We start from the raw sequence: 16949 nt of genomic DNA on the forward strand, positions 1-16949 counted from the left end.
AACGGCGTAAGAAAAACTAAGCGTACTGACCTAATAATATGAGATAAATAAAAACACCTTTCATTGAATAACTAGTATTTAATGGAAGGTGTTTTTTTATGGGGACAAGATTATTCTATATTTAGTTACGCTATTCTTTTGTCTTATTTCAAATACTCGTACCACCAGATTTAACATATTTATAGCCACCGTTGACAACGGCTTGACACCAATAGGGTAATAAAAAAAATAGCTCTACTTTAGTTTCTTCTATTTTGATTTTATGTGGAACCAAAAATCTCTAAGCATTTATTTTATAATTACATCAATAATCCCAATATCTCCAATGTTTGATATAATGATAAAGTTATTAATATCAACTAGGAGGAACAATCTTTGAAAAAATTAATTATTGCAGGACTATCAATAGGACTTTTAGTTGGATGCGGTTCTACAGATACTAAAAGTGAAGCAAAAGACCAAACATCACAAAGTCAAAAATCTGAAACTAGTACTAAAAAAACAAGTAAGCATCCTTTCCCTAAAGATGCAATACCAGTTGGTGAAGGAAGAATAACAGTTGATACACCAGCAGGAAACTCCGAGAATGGAAATGTACCTGTTTTATTCGCAGATAAAAACACCATCATGGACCAAATCGGTTTAGATTATGCTAACTTCCAAGGTGACAAACAAACATTTGTTTACGTTGATAAAATCTTTAATCTGACTACTCAAGTTGGTGAATTAACGCAATCAACTTTCTCATTAGAGGAAGATACATTAAAACCAGGTGTACATACAGTTACAGCGGTTCAATTTGAAAATGATGATCCCAAAGGGAAAGTATTGAATTTTGTTGAAGCAAAATATGAAGTTAAAGAAAAGAAATAATAAATACTTGATATATTATAGCAGAAATATCAATAGAAAGATGCGACATTACATTGAATATTTATTCGTTCAACAAAAAAAGCTACCCTATTCTATTTCCTAGAAAGGATAGCTTTCTCAACGTACATTTAAATACCTATCTTTGTAAACCTCGTTTATAACGACTCGCTTCAAATATTATACGCTCTTCATCTAATGTTTTACATTCACCGTTCCAAACGACACGCTTTCCGTTAATTATTACATCACTTATATCTTTTCCACTTGCTGCATATACAAGATGTGATAACACTTCATCTGCTGGTTGTAAATGCGGCTTATTAGATGGATCAATTGTAATAAAATCGGCACACTTTCCAGGCTCAAGTGATCCTGTTTGTTTCATCCCAATTACTTCAGCTGCTCCTTTCGTCGCAAGAGAAAGAGCTGTTTCAACTGGTAATGCCGTTGCATCTTGATGAATACCTTTTTGTAATAAAGTCGCAATACGCATTTCTTCAAACATGTCTAAATTATTGTTAGACGCAACACTATCTGTAGCAATTCCTACTTTAATCCCAGCTTCTAGCATCGCTTTTACATTCGCTATACCAGAGCCTAATTTTAAATTACTATTCGGATTATGAGCTACCCGAACATCATGTTCTGCCAAGAAAGCACGCTCATTTTCATTTAAAACAACACCGTGTGCAATGACTGTTGGTCGCTTAAATAACCCGCAGCTTGCCGCATATTCTACTGGACGTTTCCCGTATTTTGCTTCAATATCATGTACTTCACGCTCCGTTTCAGAAAGGTGAATATGAACCATAGTTTGATTTTCTACTGCAATACGTGCACACTCTTCTAACATTTCTGTAGAGCATGTATATGGACTATGCGGTGCAACCATCGTAGTTAACATACCACTTTCCTTATAATAGCGCTTCACATATTTCTCAGCTTCTTCAATCGCTTTCTTTTCATCTTCTTTCGTTCCGAAGCTGAACAAAGTTCTTGAAACAGCAGCTCGCATTCCACTTTTTGATACCGTTTCCATAATTGCATCTTGGTCTACTCCAATTGGGTTAAACATATCAGAGAATGTTGTCGTACCACTTTTCACCATTTCAAGTAACCCTAATTCCGTACTAGCAACGGCAAGTTCCGGAGTAAATTGACTCTCTAAAGGCCAAATTCTCGTCTCTAGCCACGGCTGTAATAACATATCATCTCCGATACCTCTTAAAAGACTCATAACAACATGTGTATGTGTATTTACAAGCCCTGGTAAAATCCACTTTCCTTTCATGTCTATTACTTCATCCACTTCATAATAAGAAGGGATTTCTCCACTATTCACTTCTATAATTCGATCATCTTCTACAATGATATATCCGTTTTCTAACACTTCATTTTGTTCATTTAACGTTACAATCGCAGCGCTTACATAAGCTGTTTTCAAAAGTATTTCCCCTTTCAACTCTATGTAGTTCCCTTTAATTAGTTACCACCATTATAGTAACTTATCAGAGATTAAGAGTCAAAAGATAATTTTAATTCTTTAGCTATCTTTTCCTTCAAAATGTCATATTGTATTTCATTCGTATCTGCAAATGCTTCTTCACGGCTCGACTTAATGTCCATATATTTTAATTTTTTATGAAATTGGCTCCACGTAAAATCATGTCTTTTCTCATCTACCATATTGTAAAAATGCCACACTTCTCCTATCTTCGTCTTTTTTATCTCTCCCCCGCATAATTCTTGAACAATAAGGGCCGTTACACCACATTGTCCCTTTGCTGGGTTTTCGCTCGTCCACTTAGAACTCGTTTCTATTGACCAAGATTTTCTTAATGCTTCATATATTTGTTTAATCTTTATGCTATCCATTTTCAGCATCCCCTGACATCGGTAGTTTTACACATCGTATTGTAAAAGAGGTAAAAGACGATTTTTATACACTGTTGATGGTGTCTCACCGATTAACTTTGCCCCCATTTTCAAATAAAACCCTTTCGCATTTGGGTCACTATCAATCGTAAAGCTGTTTAGCCTTAGTTCATTTGCTTTTTCTATAACAAAATTCCAAAGTATTTTTCCGTATCCTTTTCCTTTATAACAAGGGTGGATGTATAGGAAATCGAGAGCATTTTCATTACATAAAAATGAGAAAAATCCAATCTTTGTATTATCATTTTCTAAAACATATACAAAATTTTTTTTTATGTAATCCTCCGAAATCGTTAAATCTTCCTTACAAGCTAAAATAAATTCTTCACTATAATCCCAAGTAGCTTTTGAATGTAGTGCGAGTTTACTTAATTCATTTGCTTCACTTAATAAAGCTTCTCTTATCTTCATGATTCTTTTTCCTCACCTTCGATATGTAAACTACTAAAATGATTCGGAAAGTAATTCAAAAAACCTTTTATTTTCATAGATTAGAAATCAACTTGCTAATCTATGTATCTACACTATTAACATCGACTCTTGCTAATAAAGTAGCCTCATATATAGAAAATATTTTTTAAAATTATTTAATTTACCTTCGCTCCATAACATCTCGCAACTGCAACCGCCTGCGCTATATCTAATTTCACGTTTTTTAAATCAAAAGCTTTAAAATCAATTCTATCAACTACAGCTCCTCTTAAATCTGCACCGCTAAGTTTTACTTTGCCTAATTGTGCGCCCGTTAAATCCGCTTCACGCAAATCTGCTTTTTCTAAATTACATTCATATAAGTCAGCTTCAATTAAACGAATACCCTTTAGAATTTGTTTACTTAAGTTCGCAAACCTTAAATTCGTATATGACCAATCGCCTGATATAATTGTTATTCCGTCTAAATTCGCCTCTTCGAAATCAGAACCAGTCATTTTACATTCTTCAAACTTAGATACAAATAGATTCGCACCAAAAAACCTACAATTAGCAAACGTAGTTCCTTGATGGATAGAAGCATTAAAAAGAGTACCGGTAAAATCACATTCTATAAAATTACAATTTTGAGTAAAAACTTCTGATGCATCTATCCCTCTAAAACGGCATTTTATGAAGGTGCAATTTTTCAATTCCTCTTCTTTTATCCAAACATCTTGAAAATCTATTTCTACATATTCTTTATTTACAAATTCACTCATAATCAATCCTCCAATTTCTCAAAAAACCTCACTTCAGCATGAAGTGAGGTTTCTTCTTATACAATATGCTCTTCTAACCATGAAATCAAATCTTGAAATACATCTTCTCTATTCACTTCATGGAACATTTCATGTCTACCATTTTCATATAAACGAAGTGTTACATCTTTCACACCGCATTTTTTATAGTTTTCATATACTTCTTTTACACCTTTCCCCATATCCCCAACAGGATCACGATCTCCAGAGAAAATATGTATTGGAAGATTTTTCGGAGTCTTCTCATATTCTTCTAATCTATTTACTTCAAGTACACCATGAAATAATTCTCGATAAAAGCTCGTCGTACAAATGAATCCACAGAATGGATCAGCAATATATTTATCAACTTGACTTATATCTGAAGATAACCAATCAAATTTCGTACGATTCGGCTTAAAGTGTGAGTTGAAATTTCCGAAAGATAAGAAGTTTAGCATCGGACTTTTCGTTTTTGCTCCGCGTAGTTTCATCTCAATTGTCGCTACTTTATGACCAACGACACCTAAAAACCCTGGATTCCCCCCAGTTCCTGAAATAAGAAATCCATCATATAGTTCGCCTTTAAGTTGGACAGCTCGTCTTGATAAAAAAGAACCCATACTATGTCCAAGTAAAAACAGTGGACATTTCTGTTCTTTTTTTATCGTTTCCGATACAAAAATCACATCAGACACAGCCTGATTCCAGCCTATATCTGGCTCAAAATGACCATAGTCCTCTTCTCTTATCACTGTTTTCCCATGTCCTTTATGATCATGAGCATAAACACCGTATCCTGCTTCTAATAAAGCATCAATAAATTCTGTATACACACCTGCATGTTCTGTCATACCATGTGCAATTTGAACAATCCCCCGCAGATTGTCTTCTGGTAACCACTTGCGTAAATAAATTTCCGATTCATCCAATGCCGTAACGAAATTTTCCTGTATGTTCATTTCGACACCTCCCAAATCTATTATGTATATTTTCTTTTAATATGAATATGCATTCATTATTCTTATTATGTATTATATGCAATTGCTTTCATTATGACAAATGATCTATTTTTCCGATTACATTCTAAACTATTACCTTGACGAATCAACTATAAGATTATATAGTTGCTTACATAAAGTAATTATCATATTTTTAGGAGGTTTCAATTATGATGCCATCATTATTTTTAGCGCATGGTTCACCAATGCTTGCTATTCAAGATACAGACTATACACGATTTTTAAAAACACTTGGAGAAACATATAAACCGAAAGCAATTGTTATTTTCACCGCTCACTGGGAAAGTGAAGTATTGACGATTTCTTCTTCAGATGACGAATATGAAACAATTTATGATTTCGGTGGATTCCCTCCCGAGTTATATGAAATACAATATCGAGCTAAAGGTTCTTCTCACATTGCAACTATGCTGGAAGCGAAATTTAAAGACAAAGGAATTCCAGTCCATAAAAATACGACAAGAGGTTTAGATCACGGCTCATGGACACTCCTACATCGTATGTATCCAGAAGCAAATATTCCTGTCGTACAAATATCAGTAAATCCTTTCCTTCCTGCAAAAGAGCAATTTGAAATTGGAGAGGCACTAAAAGGGCTTGGACAAGAAGATATTTTAGTAATTGGCAGCGGTGTTACCGTTCATAATTTACGAGCACTCAAATGGAATGAAATAACACCTGAAAAGTGGGCAATTGAATTTGATGATTGGATTATAAATCATATGCAGACTAATGATAAAGATACATTGTTTAATTGGGAAAAGAATGCTCCTCATGCACAATTAGCTGTGCCAAGAGCAGAACATTTCGTTCCTTTATTTATCGCAATGGGAAGCGGTGAAAATAAAGGAACCGTCATTCACCGTAGCTACGAGCTCGGTACGTTAAGCTATCTTTGTCTTCAATTTTAATGAAAAAGGATGAAGCGTATATTGCTTCATCCTTTCCTTTTTTCATTCACCTTGTTAACTAACTTCCAAATGTTGCTTCTCTGATAATTCCGCGTTCTTACTATGAAAATATACCCAAATACACGCAATAAATAAAAGTGATGATGTAGAGAAGAAAACATATTGGAAGCCTGCATGAGCTGCAATTTGCCCACCAAGTACTGGTCCAATCATATTTCCTAAAAACTGAAACGACTGATTATATCCAAATATTCGTCCCGTTACATGGGTTGGTGTATGTTGTTTTAGTAGAGTTTGTACGGAAGGTAATAATCCTGCTTGTGCAATACCTAATAAAAAACGAAGTATTAATAGTTGCCAAGCTGAGGTTACAAATGCTTGCGGGATAAAAATAATTCCTGCAGCAAACAACGCTACAACTAAAGTTTTTTGAGGACCAATATGATCTGATAATCTTCCTAGCTTAGGAGCTGCCAAAATAACTGCTAATCCTGTCGCAGACATGACTGCACCTGCAATCATTTCAATATGATTTGTTCCTGGTCCTGCCAAATGCTTTACGTACAACGTAATAATAGGTTGAATTGACATATTTGCAAGCTGAATAATAAACGTTGCCACAAATAAACTTATTATTAAATGTTTTGCTGGGACCATCGTCCATACTTTTTTCGGCTGTGCCTTTTTTGCTTTAGCAGAGTGATTCTCTTCATGTAAGAAGAAAAAGACGATGAGAAAGGAAAGGAATAAGAAAGCTCCTGTTACTAGAAAGACATGGCGCATTCCGATTAACTCAGATAAATAACCTCCGAGTATTGGCCCAAGTAATGAACCACTCACGCCTCCAGTTGAAATTGTAGAAATTGCCCAACCTGAATGTTCTTGCGGAGTTTCTGCTGCAATAAATGTCATCGCTGTAGAAAGGAAACCTGATACCGCTCCCATTAAAAACCGAAGTGCGACTAATTGATACACATCTGTCACAAACCCCATAAGCGTCATAATTATCGCCATACCAAGACTCGCACGAATAAGCATCAATTTCCGTCCATGTATATCACCAAGCTTTCCCCATATCGGTGATACGATCGCACCCATTAAAAATGTTACACCAAATGCAAGTCCCGACCACTGTGCAATACTAGAAGTGCCAGTCACTCCTAATTCCTCAATATAAAAAGATAAAAAAGGAATTACTAAACTCATACCGGCTGCAGTGGTAAAACAACCTAGCCAACAAATCATTAAATTTCGTTTCCAGCTGGCCATTTTCACACCTTCTTTCATTCGATACCCATTCTACACCGTTTCCTGGAAAAAGTTTAGTAATTTGCTTTATATATTATAAAACCCTATAACTCGCACTATTTTTGTATAGAAAACAAGTTTTTGTAACAGAATCAATCTTTTTCAAAAATACTCCCTGTGTTCTATACTATTTTCTCCATATAAAACCACCTTCCTTTGCATTGTAGCAAAGGAATGTGGTTAATTATCCCCTACAGGTATTAAACGTGCATTGCAGCATCGCTCATAAAACGCAATCGGACCTGCTTGTCCTATAATTGCATACTCATATCCGTTTTTCTTCATATTATATAAACAATGATGCAACAAATGTTTCCCTACTCCTTTCGCTCGATTATGTTTCGCCGTTCCCATCGGGCCAAAGTATCACTTCCTTTAACGATTTTATATCAAACCGTATCCATATATAATAGAAACAATTACTCCAACTACTAATATACCTGGAAGTAAATTTGCTACTTTAATTTTAATAAATCCAAGTAAGTTTAATCCAATTGCAAAAATCATAATCCCACCAGTTGCTGTCATTTCAACTATAAATTGATTCATTAACTTCTCTGGTACAAAACTATTAATTTGCGTTGCGAAGATTGCTATTGCTCCCTCATATAAGATAACTGGAATCGCTGAAAATACTACGCCAATTCCAAGAGTTGTCGTCAATATAATAGAAATGAACCCATCGATAATCGCCTTCGTAAATAAAACATCGTGATTCCCGCGAATACCACTATCCAATGCACCAAGTATCCCCATCGCGCCAATTGCAAAAATAAGAGTAGCTGTTACAAAACCTTCTGATATACTTCCTTTACCTTTCGATCCAACTTTATTTTCTAGCCAATCTCCTAAACATTTTAACCTTTCTTCTAATTGTAGCCATTCCCCCATTACCGCTCCAATTACTAAACTTAAAATCACAACGAGAAAATTTTCACTCTTCAATGCCATTTGGAGTCCCAGTACCGTGACCGCTAAACCAATTGCGTGCATAATCGTTCCTTTCATACTTTCTGGAATATTACTAAATAATTTACCAAGTAAAGTACCAACTATAATACAAACCCCATTTACAACTGCTCCTAATATAACCATTTTACATTCTCCACCCTCTGAATTCTTTATTACTACATTCTGGATTACACATTGATTTAAAGGTTATCTATATGTTAACTTAATATTATGAATATTAACAAATGATTTTCACTATTAAAAACTCGCTTTTTCACATCTATGAATCTAGTTATAACTTACTTTTACTACATCCATTATGAGCATCATCGTGGAAGTTCACGATTACGGTACAAAGTGAGACTTTAGTCAGTGGGAGTTTTTTCATCTCCTACTATTTACTATTTACTAATTAAATAAAGCGGGATAACACAAAAGGGACGGTAGCTATGAAAACTTTATTAAAACGACTTATTTTAATAGCCTTTTTCATTACACCAATTGTTTTATTAATCAATTACACTTACATTTCAAAAGCAAAAAATAAACCAGATCTACAAAACGCATCAAGCAAGGCAAATTCAACGACCGAAAAGAAAACCGAAGACCCTGAAATTACACTCACCTTCTCTGGTGATACGATGTTCGATTGGCAATTACGTCCCATAATTGAAAAGAACGGGGCTGATTATCCGTTTCAACACGTAAAAGAGGAAATAACGAAAGCTGATATCTCCTTTATTAATTTAGAGTCTGCATTTACAACAAAAGAAAAAAAAGTGCCTGGTCAACAATTTTGGATAAAAAGCGATCCATCTACACTACAAGCAATTAAAAATACTGGATACGATATTGTCAATATTGGCAATAACCATACGCTTGATTATGGACAAGATGGACTACTAGACACCATTTCTCACGTCGAAAAATTAAAACTACCTTACACTGGAGCCGGAAAAAATGCTGAAGATGCCTATACAGCTCGTGAACTAACTGTAAAAGGGAAAAAGTTTAAATTTCTTTCTTTCGTACGCTTTATGCCTAACTTTAATTGGGTAGCTGGTGACAATAAACCAGGCGTTACAAACGGATATGATCTAGATCTTGTCACAAAAACGATTCAAGAGCAAAAGAAAGATGCAGACTATGTAATCGTCTATATGCACTGGGGCGTTGAAAAATCAAATCGCCCGGTAGAATATCAAAAACAATATGTTCCTAAAATGGTAGAGGCAGGTGCTGACGCTATCGTTGGAAGTCACCCGCATTGGCTACAAGGATTTGAATATCACAATAAGGTTCCTGTAGCTTACTCATTAGGAAACTTTTTATTCCCGAGCTACGTAAACGGAAAAAGTGCCGAAACAGGCGTTTTGACCTTAACGTTTAAAGGGAAAGATGTTCAAATGTCGTTCAATCCTTACATAATACGAAACAATCAAATTTCTCCTGTGAATGAAGAAGAGAAGAAAAAAGCACTTCAATATTTACAAACTGTTTCTACTGATGTAGAAATTGATGAAAGTGGTAAGATAATTAATAAACGAAAATAGAAAGAGAGCTATTATTAGCTCTCTTTCTATTTCTATTAAATAAGTAAATCAAACAACACAGGATTTTTATTAAGCTCCATAAATTGAATGTTATTTTCTTGAAAACGAGTAATTAAAGCCTCATAGTCTTCTCTATGTTTCAATTCTACTCCCACTAATGCAGGCCCGTTCTCTTTATTATGTTTCTTAATATACTCAAAGCGGGTAATATCATCTTCCGGTCCTAATCCTTTATCAAGAAATTCTCGTAGTGCCCCTGAACGTTGTGGAAATTCAATAACGAAGTAATGCTTTAACCCTTCATAAATGAGCGAACGTTCTTTCATTTCTTGCATTCTATCAATATCATTATTCCCACCGCTCAACGTACACACAACCGTTTTATCTTTTATTTCATCTCTGTATAGATCAAGCGCCGCTATAGATAGCGCACCAGCTGGCTCCGCTACAATCGCATTTTTCTTATACAATTCTAATATTGTCGTACAAACCTTTCCCTCTGGCACTAAAACAATGTCGTCAATTACATCTTTACAAGTTTCAAATGTTAACTTTCCTACCTTTTTAACAGCTGCGCCATCAACAAAACTATCAATCCTATCTAATGCGACATTTTCATTTTGTAAAAAGGATTCTTTCATAGATGCAGCCCCCATTGGTTCTACACCGATTACTTTTGTAGTTGGGCTTACACCTTTTACGTATGTACCGATTCCTGATGCTAATCCACCACCACCAATTGCTGTAAATATGTAATCAACTGGTTTCTCCATATCGTGCATAATTTCAACAGCGACTGTTCCTTGACCAGCAACGACATACGGATCATCAAACGGATGAACAAATGTCATCCTATTCTGCTCACAATAGCGCTGCGCCTCTTGGAAAGAACTATCAAACGTATCTCCAACTAATACAATTTCTGCGAAATCGCCGCCGAAAAATTCAACTTGTGATACTTTTTGTTTAGGAGTCGTTGTCGGCATGAATATTTTAGACGGAATCTTCAATAAATTACACGTATAAGCAACTCCTTGTGCATGATTACCAGCACTTGCACAAACAACACCATTTTGTAATTGTTCTTTCGATAAACTTTGGATTAAATTGTACGCACCACGAATTTTGAAAGAACGGATAACTTGTAAATCTTCTCGCTTCACATATACGTCACATTCGTATTTCTCAGATAAAACTGTATCACGTTGTAGCGGTGTTTTAATAACGATATCTTTCATGCAATTATGAGCCATTAAGATATCTTCAATTTTCACTCTCTCCTTTACATTTTGCACCATTTTATATCATCCTTATCTCTTTTTTATATTGGCTCAATCAAAATTAGGGATTTTCAGAACTGCACCTGTATTCGCTGATGTTACCATTTGTGCATAGCGTCCAAGCCAGCCAGTTTTCACTTTTGGTTCTGGTCGCTTCCATTCTTTTTTACGCTTCTCTAATTCTTCATCACTAACTCTTACTTCTAACAATCGTTCCTCAACATCAATACAAACTATATCCCCTTGTTCCAGAAGTGCAATCGTTCCTCCCGCAGCTGCTTCTGGTGAAATATGCCCTACCGAAATACCACGTGAAGCACCAGAGAAACGACCATCAGTTAAAAGTGCAACATCTGCCCCCAATCCCATACCAGCAATTGCTGACGTTGGTGCTAACATTTCTGGCATACCAGGCCCGCCTCTTGGTCCTTCGTAACGAATAACAACTACATCTCCTTTCTTGACTTTCCCAAGCATAATGCCGGCAAGCGCCTCATCTTGTGAATTAAAAATAACGCAAGGTCCTTCAAATCGTTTTACTTCTGTTGCCCCACTTTTAATAACCGCTCCGTCTTTCGCAAGGTTTCCTTTTAATATACGTAATCCCCCTTCTTCACTATGAGGATTTTCGAGAGAATGGATAACTTCCTTATCTTTAATCTCTGCATGAGCAATATTTTCTCGCAACGTTTGCCCAGTAGCAGTTATACGATCAAGGTGGAGTACCCCTTCTTTTCGGCTCATCTCTTTCAAAATTGCACTAATCCCTCCCGCGCGATCAATATCTTCCATATGCCAATTAGAAGCTGGACTTACTTTACATAAATGCGGTACACGTCTTGAAACTGCATCAATGCGGTTCATATCGTAATCTAAACCCGCTTCTTGTGCGAGAGCTAGCGTGTGTAATACTGTATTCGTTGATCCACCCATCGCCATATCAAGCGCAAACGCATCATCAATTGCTTCTTCTGTTACAATGTCGCGTGGTTTAATATCTCTTTCAATTAAAATTTTTAATTTTTCTGCTGCTTGTTTAATTAGCTCTTCACGCCTTGGGTCAATTGCTAAAATACTACCGTTACCAGGCAAAGCTAAGCCTAGTACTTCACATAAGCAATTCATAGAGTTCGCTGTAAACATACCGGAACAAGAACCACAAGATGGACAGCCATGATCTTCGATATCCTTTAATTCTTCTTCTGAAATTTTCCCAGATTGGTAGGCTCCTACCCCTTCAAACACAGAACTCAAATCGACAACTTCCCCTTTAGAAGTCTTCCCAGCTGCCATCGGTCCACCTGAAACAAATACAGTTGGAATGTTTACACGAAGTGCAGCCATCATCATTCCCGGCGTAATTTTGTCGCAGTTTGGAATACAAATCATCCCATCAAACCAATGCGCATTTACAACTGTTTCTACTGAATCTGCAATGATTTCACGGCTCGGAAGTGAATAACGCATACCGATATGCCCCATCGCAATACCATCATCTACTCCAATTGTATTGAATTCGAATGGAACCATGCCTGCTGCACGCACTGCTTCTTTTACGAGTTTCCCAAACTCATTTAAGTGCTTATGACCTGGAATAATTTCAATAAAAGAATTACAAATTGCTACGAATGGTTTATCAAAATCTTCATCTTTTAAACCAGTTGCTTTTAATAAACTACGATGCGGAGCTTTGTCAAAACCTTTTTTAATCATGTCACTTCTCATTTTGTCCAATCCCTTCTTATACATTTCTTCTCTTACTTAATCTATTTTTTTAAATAAAAACTCTCGCCTCAGCAATCAACTACTACTTAATAGTAGCTTTGATTGCTGAGGCGAGAGTTTCGCGTTACCACTCAGCTTCCTTACACTTCTCACGAAATATAAGCTCTGTAGGTCCAATCAGACCCCCGTCCTTTTACCGGAGACGATGCCGCCGCCCTCTACTCAGTTTCCCTTTCGCAAGCAATGCTCCGAGGTGATCTTCAATGATTCGATTGTTACTACTCTCACAGCCTTGGAGCAGCTCTCTGAAACGATCATAATCATCTACTTTCCTCTTCTTTGCATATATAAAATATAAAGTCAGAAGATTCTTAATTAACTTTCATTTATTAAACGTATTATAGGACTTTGTTCTTTTCATTGTCAATATATTTTTAAAATTTTTTAATAAACTTAACCTTCATCCAACTAACATTTTGAATCACACCTAAACAAAATTTTATTTACTTTTGATATCAAATGCTTGTTTTCACGTTATTCTTTATTTATACCCCCCTGATTCTCATTACGTATGAGAAATCAGGGGGATATAAATTTTTCGATACAATTCATCTACATCTTCTTTTCAACGGAAGTATCTTTCCGATCATACTTTACTCCATATTTATTACTCGGTCACAAATAGCATTTACATCCTCTCGATCATGTGTAACAAAAATACATGTCATTCCTTCTTTTTTTAATATATCCTTCAATTCTTGACGAATCTTTCCTCTTAAATCTGCATCTAGATTACTGAATGGTTCATCCATTAAAAGGATGGATGGATTAGGTGCTAGCGCACGCGCTAACGCCACACGCTGCTGCTGTCCACCGCTCAATTCATATGGATAACGCTTTTCAAATCCTTTTAAATCAATAAGCTCTAGCATATGTAGCAATCGATTCTTTTGCTCACTCTTTGAGAAATGATGTAAACCAAACTTAATATTTTTCTCCACCGTTAAATGTGGAAACAATGCATAGTCTTGAAAGACCATTCCCACTTCTCGTTTTTCTGAAACAAGAAAATGTTCATCATCTACAATCGTTTTATTCTTTATTTCAATGCTACCTGATGAAGGATACTCTAATCCTGCAATTAGGCGAAGTAATGTACTTTTCCCACTGCCACTTTTCCCGAGAATCCCAACAATTTCACCTTTTTCAATTGAAATAGACAGCCCATCAATAACATCTTGTTTTGCATTTTTATAACGGAAGCTAAGATTATTCATTTCAAAAAACATTACTACGCCTCCTTCTTCTCTAAACGATAAAAGATATATACTGATACCATACTAATCAAAACAATAATTAACGCTGGAGTTGATGCTTCCTGTATTCGCTCATCACTTGCAAATTGATATGTTTTCGTTGCTAACGTATCAAAATTGAATGGGCGTAAAATTAACGTTAACGGAAGTTCTTTCATAATATCTACAAAAGTAAGAATAAAACCGCTAATAATAGTACCTTTCATAAGTGGTAAATCCACTTTGATAAAGGTTTTTGTCATCCCAAACCCTAGCATACGTGATGCTTCATAATACTTCGTCCCCATTTTTTCAAAACCAGCTTCAATAGAATTAAATCCGATTGCTAAGTATCGTATTACATAAGCAAAAATGACCATAACTATCGATAAACTTAAGACAAGTTTTCGATCTGTACCTACCCATTCATATAGTGTAGATAACCCTTTATCTACTGAAATAAATAATGTAAGTACACCAATAGCTAATACGGCACCAGGAATAGAGTAACCAATTGAAACAAACCTTGTTAATACGTTGGAAAATGAATTTTTTTGAACACGACACACATTTGCAATCATAATAGAAAGAACAATAATAATTGTTGTTGCTAGCAATGCTACAAACAATGTATTCTTTATTAATTCAATAAATTGTGTCTGTAACACACTTTCATACGTTAATAACGCCCATGAAATCATTTGTATGAACGGAATAGCAAATGAAAAGGAGAAAATCAATACACAATACGACAACGCTAATAAGCCTTTCCATCCTTTTAATCGAATTGGTGTTAACGACTTTGTCTTACTCGTTGTAGCACTAAACTTTTTACGGTTTCGTAATAGTTTTTCAATGAATAAGAAAGTAATAACTCCAACCATTAAAATCGCTGCAAGCCTAACCGCCGAATCCACATCATACATTCCAAACCAAGTCTGAAAAATTGCTGTTGAAAAAGTTTGAATCCCAAAATAACTTGCTACTCCGTAATCATTTAGCACCTCTAATATTACTAAACTTACTCCTCCAACGATTGCGACTTGTGAAATAGGTAATACAACCTGATAGAATACTTGCCATTGGTTTTTCCCTAGTAAACGTGCATTTTCTATTAACGAAGCACTTTGATTTTCTAAATACGACTTTGTAATGATATATACATAAGGAAACAAAGTTATCGTAAAAATAAATACGGCACCTTGAATCGACATAATATTGAAATACGATGTATCTACCTTCCATTCTAACGTATTACGAAAGAAACGTTGCACAACTCCTGTATAACTTAGCATTCCACTATATGTATAGGCTGCAATATAAGGCGGAATCGCTAAAGGTAACACAAACATCCATCGAAATAGCTTTTTTAGTGGAAAATCATATGCCGCGACTAGCCAAGCTAGTGTCACACCGACAATAATCGTACATATCCCGGTGAACAAAGCTAATTGCAAAGTATTCCATATGTAATCACGTAACATATAATCTTTAATGTGCTGCCAATTCTCGTTAACCTTCTGAAACAAACTGATCACAATGAAAAAATTGGGTAGCAAAACAATAGCTACTCCAACGAGGCTAATGGCTACCCAACTGTTCATATTTTGTTTCAGCATTCGTAAGAAATGCTGTTTTTTCATGTTTATTTCCAACCCACTTTATTAAAGATTTGTGTTGCTTTCGCGTTATTTTCACCTAGTACAGCAAAGTCTATTTTTTGCGTTTTAAATGTACCCCATGATTTTAATAGCTCTGGCATTTCTGCTTTTTTATTAACTGGGAATTCAAAGTTTGCTTTTGATAATTCTGTTTGTGCTTTTTCACTTGTGAAGTATTCGATTAATTTCACTGCATTTTCTTTATTTTTACTATGTTTTACTAAACCAGCGCCACTAATGTTAACGTGTGTACCTGTTGTATCTTGGTTAGGGAAGAATACACCTAACTTTTCCGCGACCTTTACTTCTTCTGGATCTTGAGAATTCGCTAATAATCCAACGTAATACGTATTCATAATTGCGACATCCGCTTTACCAGCAACAACTGCTTTCGCTTGATCACGATCGCCGCCCTGTGGATCCTGTGCAAAGTTTTCAACAATACCCTTTGCCCATTCCTCTGCCTTTTGCTCACCATTTAATGCAATAAATGAAGCTAATAATGATTGGTTATATAAACTTGTAGAAGATCTTGCTAACACTTTCCCTTTCCAGTTCGCTGTTGCAATATCCTCATATGTAGACAATTGTTCTGGCTTCACACGGTCCTTTGCATAAACAAGAACACGAGCTCGTGTCGCAAGACCAATCCATTCATTATCTTTATCACGTAAATTTTTTGGAACGTTTTTATCAATTTCTTTAGAACTTACTGGTTGTAATACGCCATTTTTCTTAGCTGTATTCAACACACCACCATCCACTGTAATAAATAAATCAGCTTCAGTGCTTTCCCCTTCTCGTTTTAAACGTTCAATTAATTCTTCTGCTTTTCCTTTTACAACATTAACTTTAACACCTGTGTCTGCTGTAAAGGATTCGAATAATTTATCATCCGATTCATAGTGACGTGCTGTATAAACGTTTACTACTTTACTCTCTTCTTTTTTCTTTGTTTTAGCCGCTACGTCTTCCTCTTTTTTTGACGCGCATCCTGCCAATGTCCCTAATGCCATCATGGCAGCTAAAGAAACTGATAACAACTTCTTCATGTTTGTAATCCTCCCTATTCTCCCCTAAAGATATTGATAATCTTTATCAATATAAATTATAGAAAACTATAATTCAATTACCAATCTATATTCGGAAGCATTTACATGCAGAATTTTAACATTTTTTCTACAATTGATGACAAAATATTTACTTCTTCTATATCCATATATA

At 35.5% G+C, this 16949-nt stretch carries 15 protein-coding genes and 1 pseudogene; 3 read left to right on the plus strand and 13 right to left on the minus strand.

Annotated features, from left to right (window positions below; all coding sequences use genetic code 11):
- The first annotated feature begins 375 nt into the window (after positions 1 to 375).
- A complete protein-coding gene (locus BAU28_RS25715; protein ID WP_071720700.1) occupies positions 376 to 873 on the plus strand; it encodes a hypothetical protein in 498 nt (165 codons plus the stop codon).
- 136 nt (positions 874 to 1009) lie between these two features.
- Here the strand turns inward: BAU28_RS25715 and BAU28_RS25720 are convergent, their stop codons facing one another.
- From BAU28_RS25720 to BAU28_RS25740, 5 genes are all read right to left on the minus strand, one after another.
- Positions 1010 to 2335 carry a bifunctional S-methyl-5'-thioadenosine deaminase/S-adenosylhomocysteine deaminase gene (locus BAU28_RS25720; RefSeq protein ID WP_116500481.1) on the minus strand — a complete coding sequence of 442 codons (1326 nt, stop codon included), beginning with the start codon at positions 2333 to 2335 and terminating at the stop codon, positions 1010 to 1012.
- A 53-nt stretch (positions 2336 to 2388) separates the two neighbouring features.
- On the minus strand, positions 2389 to 2748 hold the full coding sequence (locus tag BAU28_RS25725; RefSeq protein WP_002171372.1) for a YunG family protein: 360 nt from the start codon (positions 2746 to 2748) through the stop codon (positions 2389 to 2391).
- A 27-nt stretch (positions 2749 to 2775) separates the two neighbouring features.
- The gene (locus BAU28_RS25730) at positions 2776 to 3219 is read right to left on the minus strand and encodes a GNAT family N-acetyltransferase (RefSeq protein WP_025150630.1); all 444 of its coding nucleotides are present in this window, start codon (positions 3217 to 3219) and stop codon (positions 2776 to 2778) included.
- 176 nt (positions 3220 to 3395) lie between these two features.
- Complete coding sequence (locus BAU28_RS25735) at positions 3396 to 4001, minus strand: pentapeptide repeat-containing protein (protein WP_048375939.1); 606 nt, start codon at positions 3999 to 4001, stop codon at positions 3396 to 3398.
- A gap of 56 nt (positions 4002 to 4057) precedes the next feature.
- Positions 4058 to 4981, minus strand: a complete 924-nt coding sequence (locus tag BAU28_RS25740; RefSeq protein ID WP_071720702.1) for an alpha/beta fold hydrolase — start codon at positions 4979 to 4981, stop codon at positions 4058 to 4060.
- Between the two features lie 209 nt (positions 4982 to 5190).
- On the opposite strand from BAU28_RS25740, the gene BAU28_RS25745 reads away from it, so the two are divergent.
- On the plus strand, positions 5191 to 5952 hold the full coding sequence (locus BAU28_RS25745) for a DODA-type extradiol aromatic ring-opening family dioxygenase (RefSeq protein WP_071720704.1): 762 nt from the start codon (positions 5191 to 5193) through the stop codon (positions 5950 to 5952).
- A 54-nt stretch (positions 5953 to 6006) separates the two neighbouring features.
- On the opposite strand, the gene BAU28_RS25750 is transcribed toward BAU28_RS25745, so the two are convergent.
- The 3 genes and pseudogenes from BAU28_RS25750 to BAU28_RS25760 all read right to left on the minus strand — a co-directional run bounded on the left by BAU28_RS25750 (position 6007) and on the right by BAU28_RS25760 (position 8355).
- Positions 6007 to 7221: a multidrug efflux MFS transporter gene (locus BAU28_RS25750; RefSeq protein WP_002171367.1), complete on the minus strand. Its 1215-nt coding sequence runs from the start codon at positions 7219 to 7221 to the stop codon at positions 6007 to 6009.
- A gap of 219 nt (positions 7222 to 7440) precedes the next feature.
- Positions 7441 to 7623: pseudogene (locus BAU28_RS25755) on the minus strand (GNAT family N-acetyltransferase); the annotation flags it as partial.
- Positions 7624 to 7644: 21 nt separating this feature from the next.
- Positions 7645 to 8355 carry a DUF554 domain-containing protein gene (locus tag BAU28_RS25760; protein ID WP_025150624.1) on the minus strand — a complete coding sequence of 237 codons (711 nt, stop codon included), beginning with the start codon at positions 8353 to 8355 and terminating at the stop codon, positions 7645 to 7647.
- A gap of 305 nt (positions 8356 to 8660) precedes the next feature.
- Here BAU28_RS25760 and BAU28_RS25765 point away from each other — a divergent pair, with 305 nt between their 5' ends.
- Complete coding sequence (locus BAU28_RS25765) at positions 8661 to 9764, plus strand: CapA family protein (protein WP_071720705.1); 1104 nt, start codon at positions 8661 to 8663, stop codon at positions 9762 to 9764.
- 35 nt (positions 9765 to 9799) lie between these two features.
- On the opposite strand, the gene ilvA is transcribed toward BAU28_RS25765, so the two are convergent.
- From ilvA to BAU28_RS25790, 5 genes are all read right to left on the minus strand, one after another.
- On the minus strand, positions 9800 to 11062 hold the full coding sequence (gene ilvA, locus BAU28_RS25770; protein WP_048375923.1) for a threonine ammonia-lyase IlvA: 1263 nt from the start codon (positions 11060 to 11062) through the stop codon (positions 9800 to 9802).
- A 33-nt stretch (positions 11063 to 11095) separates the two neighbouring features.
- On the minus strand, positions 11096 to 12769 hold the full coding sequence (gene ilvD, locus BAU28_RS25775; RefSeq protein WP_002171362.1) for a dihydroxy-acid dehydratase: 1674 nt from the start codon (positions 12767 to 12769) through the stop codon (positions 11096 to 11098).
- 653 nt (positions 12770 to 13422) lie between these two features.
- Positions 13423 to 14058 (minus strand): ABC transporter ATP-binding protein, encoded by a 636-nt coding sequence (locus BAU28_RS25780; protein ID WP_071720707.1) that lies wholly within the window; start codon positions 14056 to 14058, stop codon positions 13423 to 13425.
- A gap of 2 nt (positions 14059 to 14060) precedes the next feature.
- Entirely contained in the window at positions 14061 to 15707 is a 1647-nt protein-coding gene (locus tag BAU28_RS25785; protein WP_165615196.1) for an ABC transporter permease, read from the minus strand.
- Positions 15708 to 15709: 2 nt separating this feature from the next.
- On the minus strand, positions 15710 to 16777 hold the full coding sequence (locus BAU28_RS25790; protein WP_071720711.1) for a Fe(3+) ABC transporter substrate-binding protein: 1068 nt from the start codon (positions 16775 to 16777) through the stop codon (positions 15710 to 15712).
- Positions 16778 to 16949: the final 172 nt, after the last annotated feature.

It is taken from the genome of Bacillus paramycoides (assembly GCF_001884235.1).
Classification (GTDB): Bacteria; Bacillota; Bacilli; order Bacillales; family Bacillaceae_G; genus Bacillus_A; species Bacillus_A paramycoides.

Coding starts and splice junctions, on each gene's coding strand:
- BAU28_RS25750 (WP_002171367.1), bottom strand. CDS start 7,221: ATGGCCAGCTGGAAACGAAATTTAATGATTTGTTGGCTAGGTTGTTTT.
- BAU28_RS25745 (WP_071720704.1), top strand. CDS start 5,191: ATGATGCCATCATTATTTTTAGCGCATGGTTCACCAATGCTTGCTATT.
- BAU28_RS25740 (WP_071720702.1), bottom strand. CDS start 4,981: ATGAACATACAGGAAAATTTCGTTACGGCATTGGATGAATCGGAAATT.
- BAU28_RS25780 (WP_071720707.1), bottom strand. CDS start 14,058: ATGTTTTTTGAAATGAATAATCTTAGCTTCCGTTATAAAAATGCAAAA.
- ilvD (WP_002171362.1), bottom strand. CDS start 12,769: ATGAGAAGTGACATGATTAAAAAAGGTTTTGACAAAGCTCCGCATCGT.
- BAU28_RS25725 (WP_002171372.1), bottom strand. CDS start 2,748: ATGGATAGCATAAAGATTAAACAAATATATGAAGCATTAAGAAAATCT.
- BAU28_RS25760 (WP_025150624.1), bottom strand. CDS start 8,355: ATGGTTATATTAGGAGCAGTTGTAAATGGGGTTTGTATTATAGTTGGT.
- BAU28_RS25765 (WP_071720705.1), top strand. CDS start 8,661: ATGAAAACTTTATTAAAACGACTTATTTTAATAGCCTTTTTCATTACA.
- BAU28_RS25735 (WP_048375939.1), bottom strand. CDS start 4,001: ATGAGTGAATTTGTAAATAAAGAATATGTAGAAATAGATTTTCAAGAT.
- BAU28_RS25730 (WP_025150630.1), bottom strand. CDS start 3,219: ATGAAGATAAGAGAAGCTTTATTAAGTGAAGCAAATGAATTAAGTAAA.
- BAU28_RS25785 (WP_165615196.1), bottom strand. CDS start 15,707: ATGAAAAAACAGCATTTCTTACGAATGCTGAAACAAAATATGAACAGT.
- ilvA (WP_048375923.1), bottom strand. CDS start 11,062: ATGGTGCAAAATGTAAAGGAGAGAGTGAAAATTGAAGATATCTTAATG.
- BAU28_RS25790 (WP_071720711.1), bottom strand. CDS start 16,777: ATGAAGAAGTTGTTATCAGTTTCTTTAGCTGCCATGATGGCATTAGGG.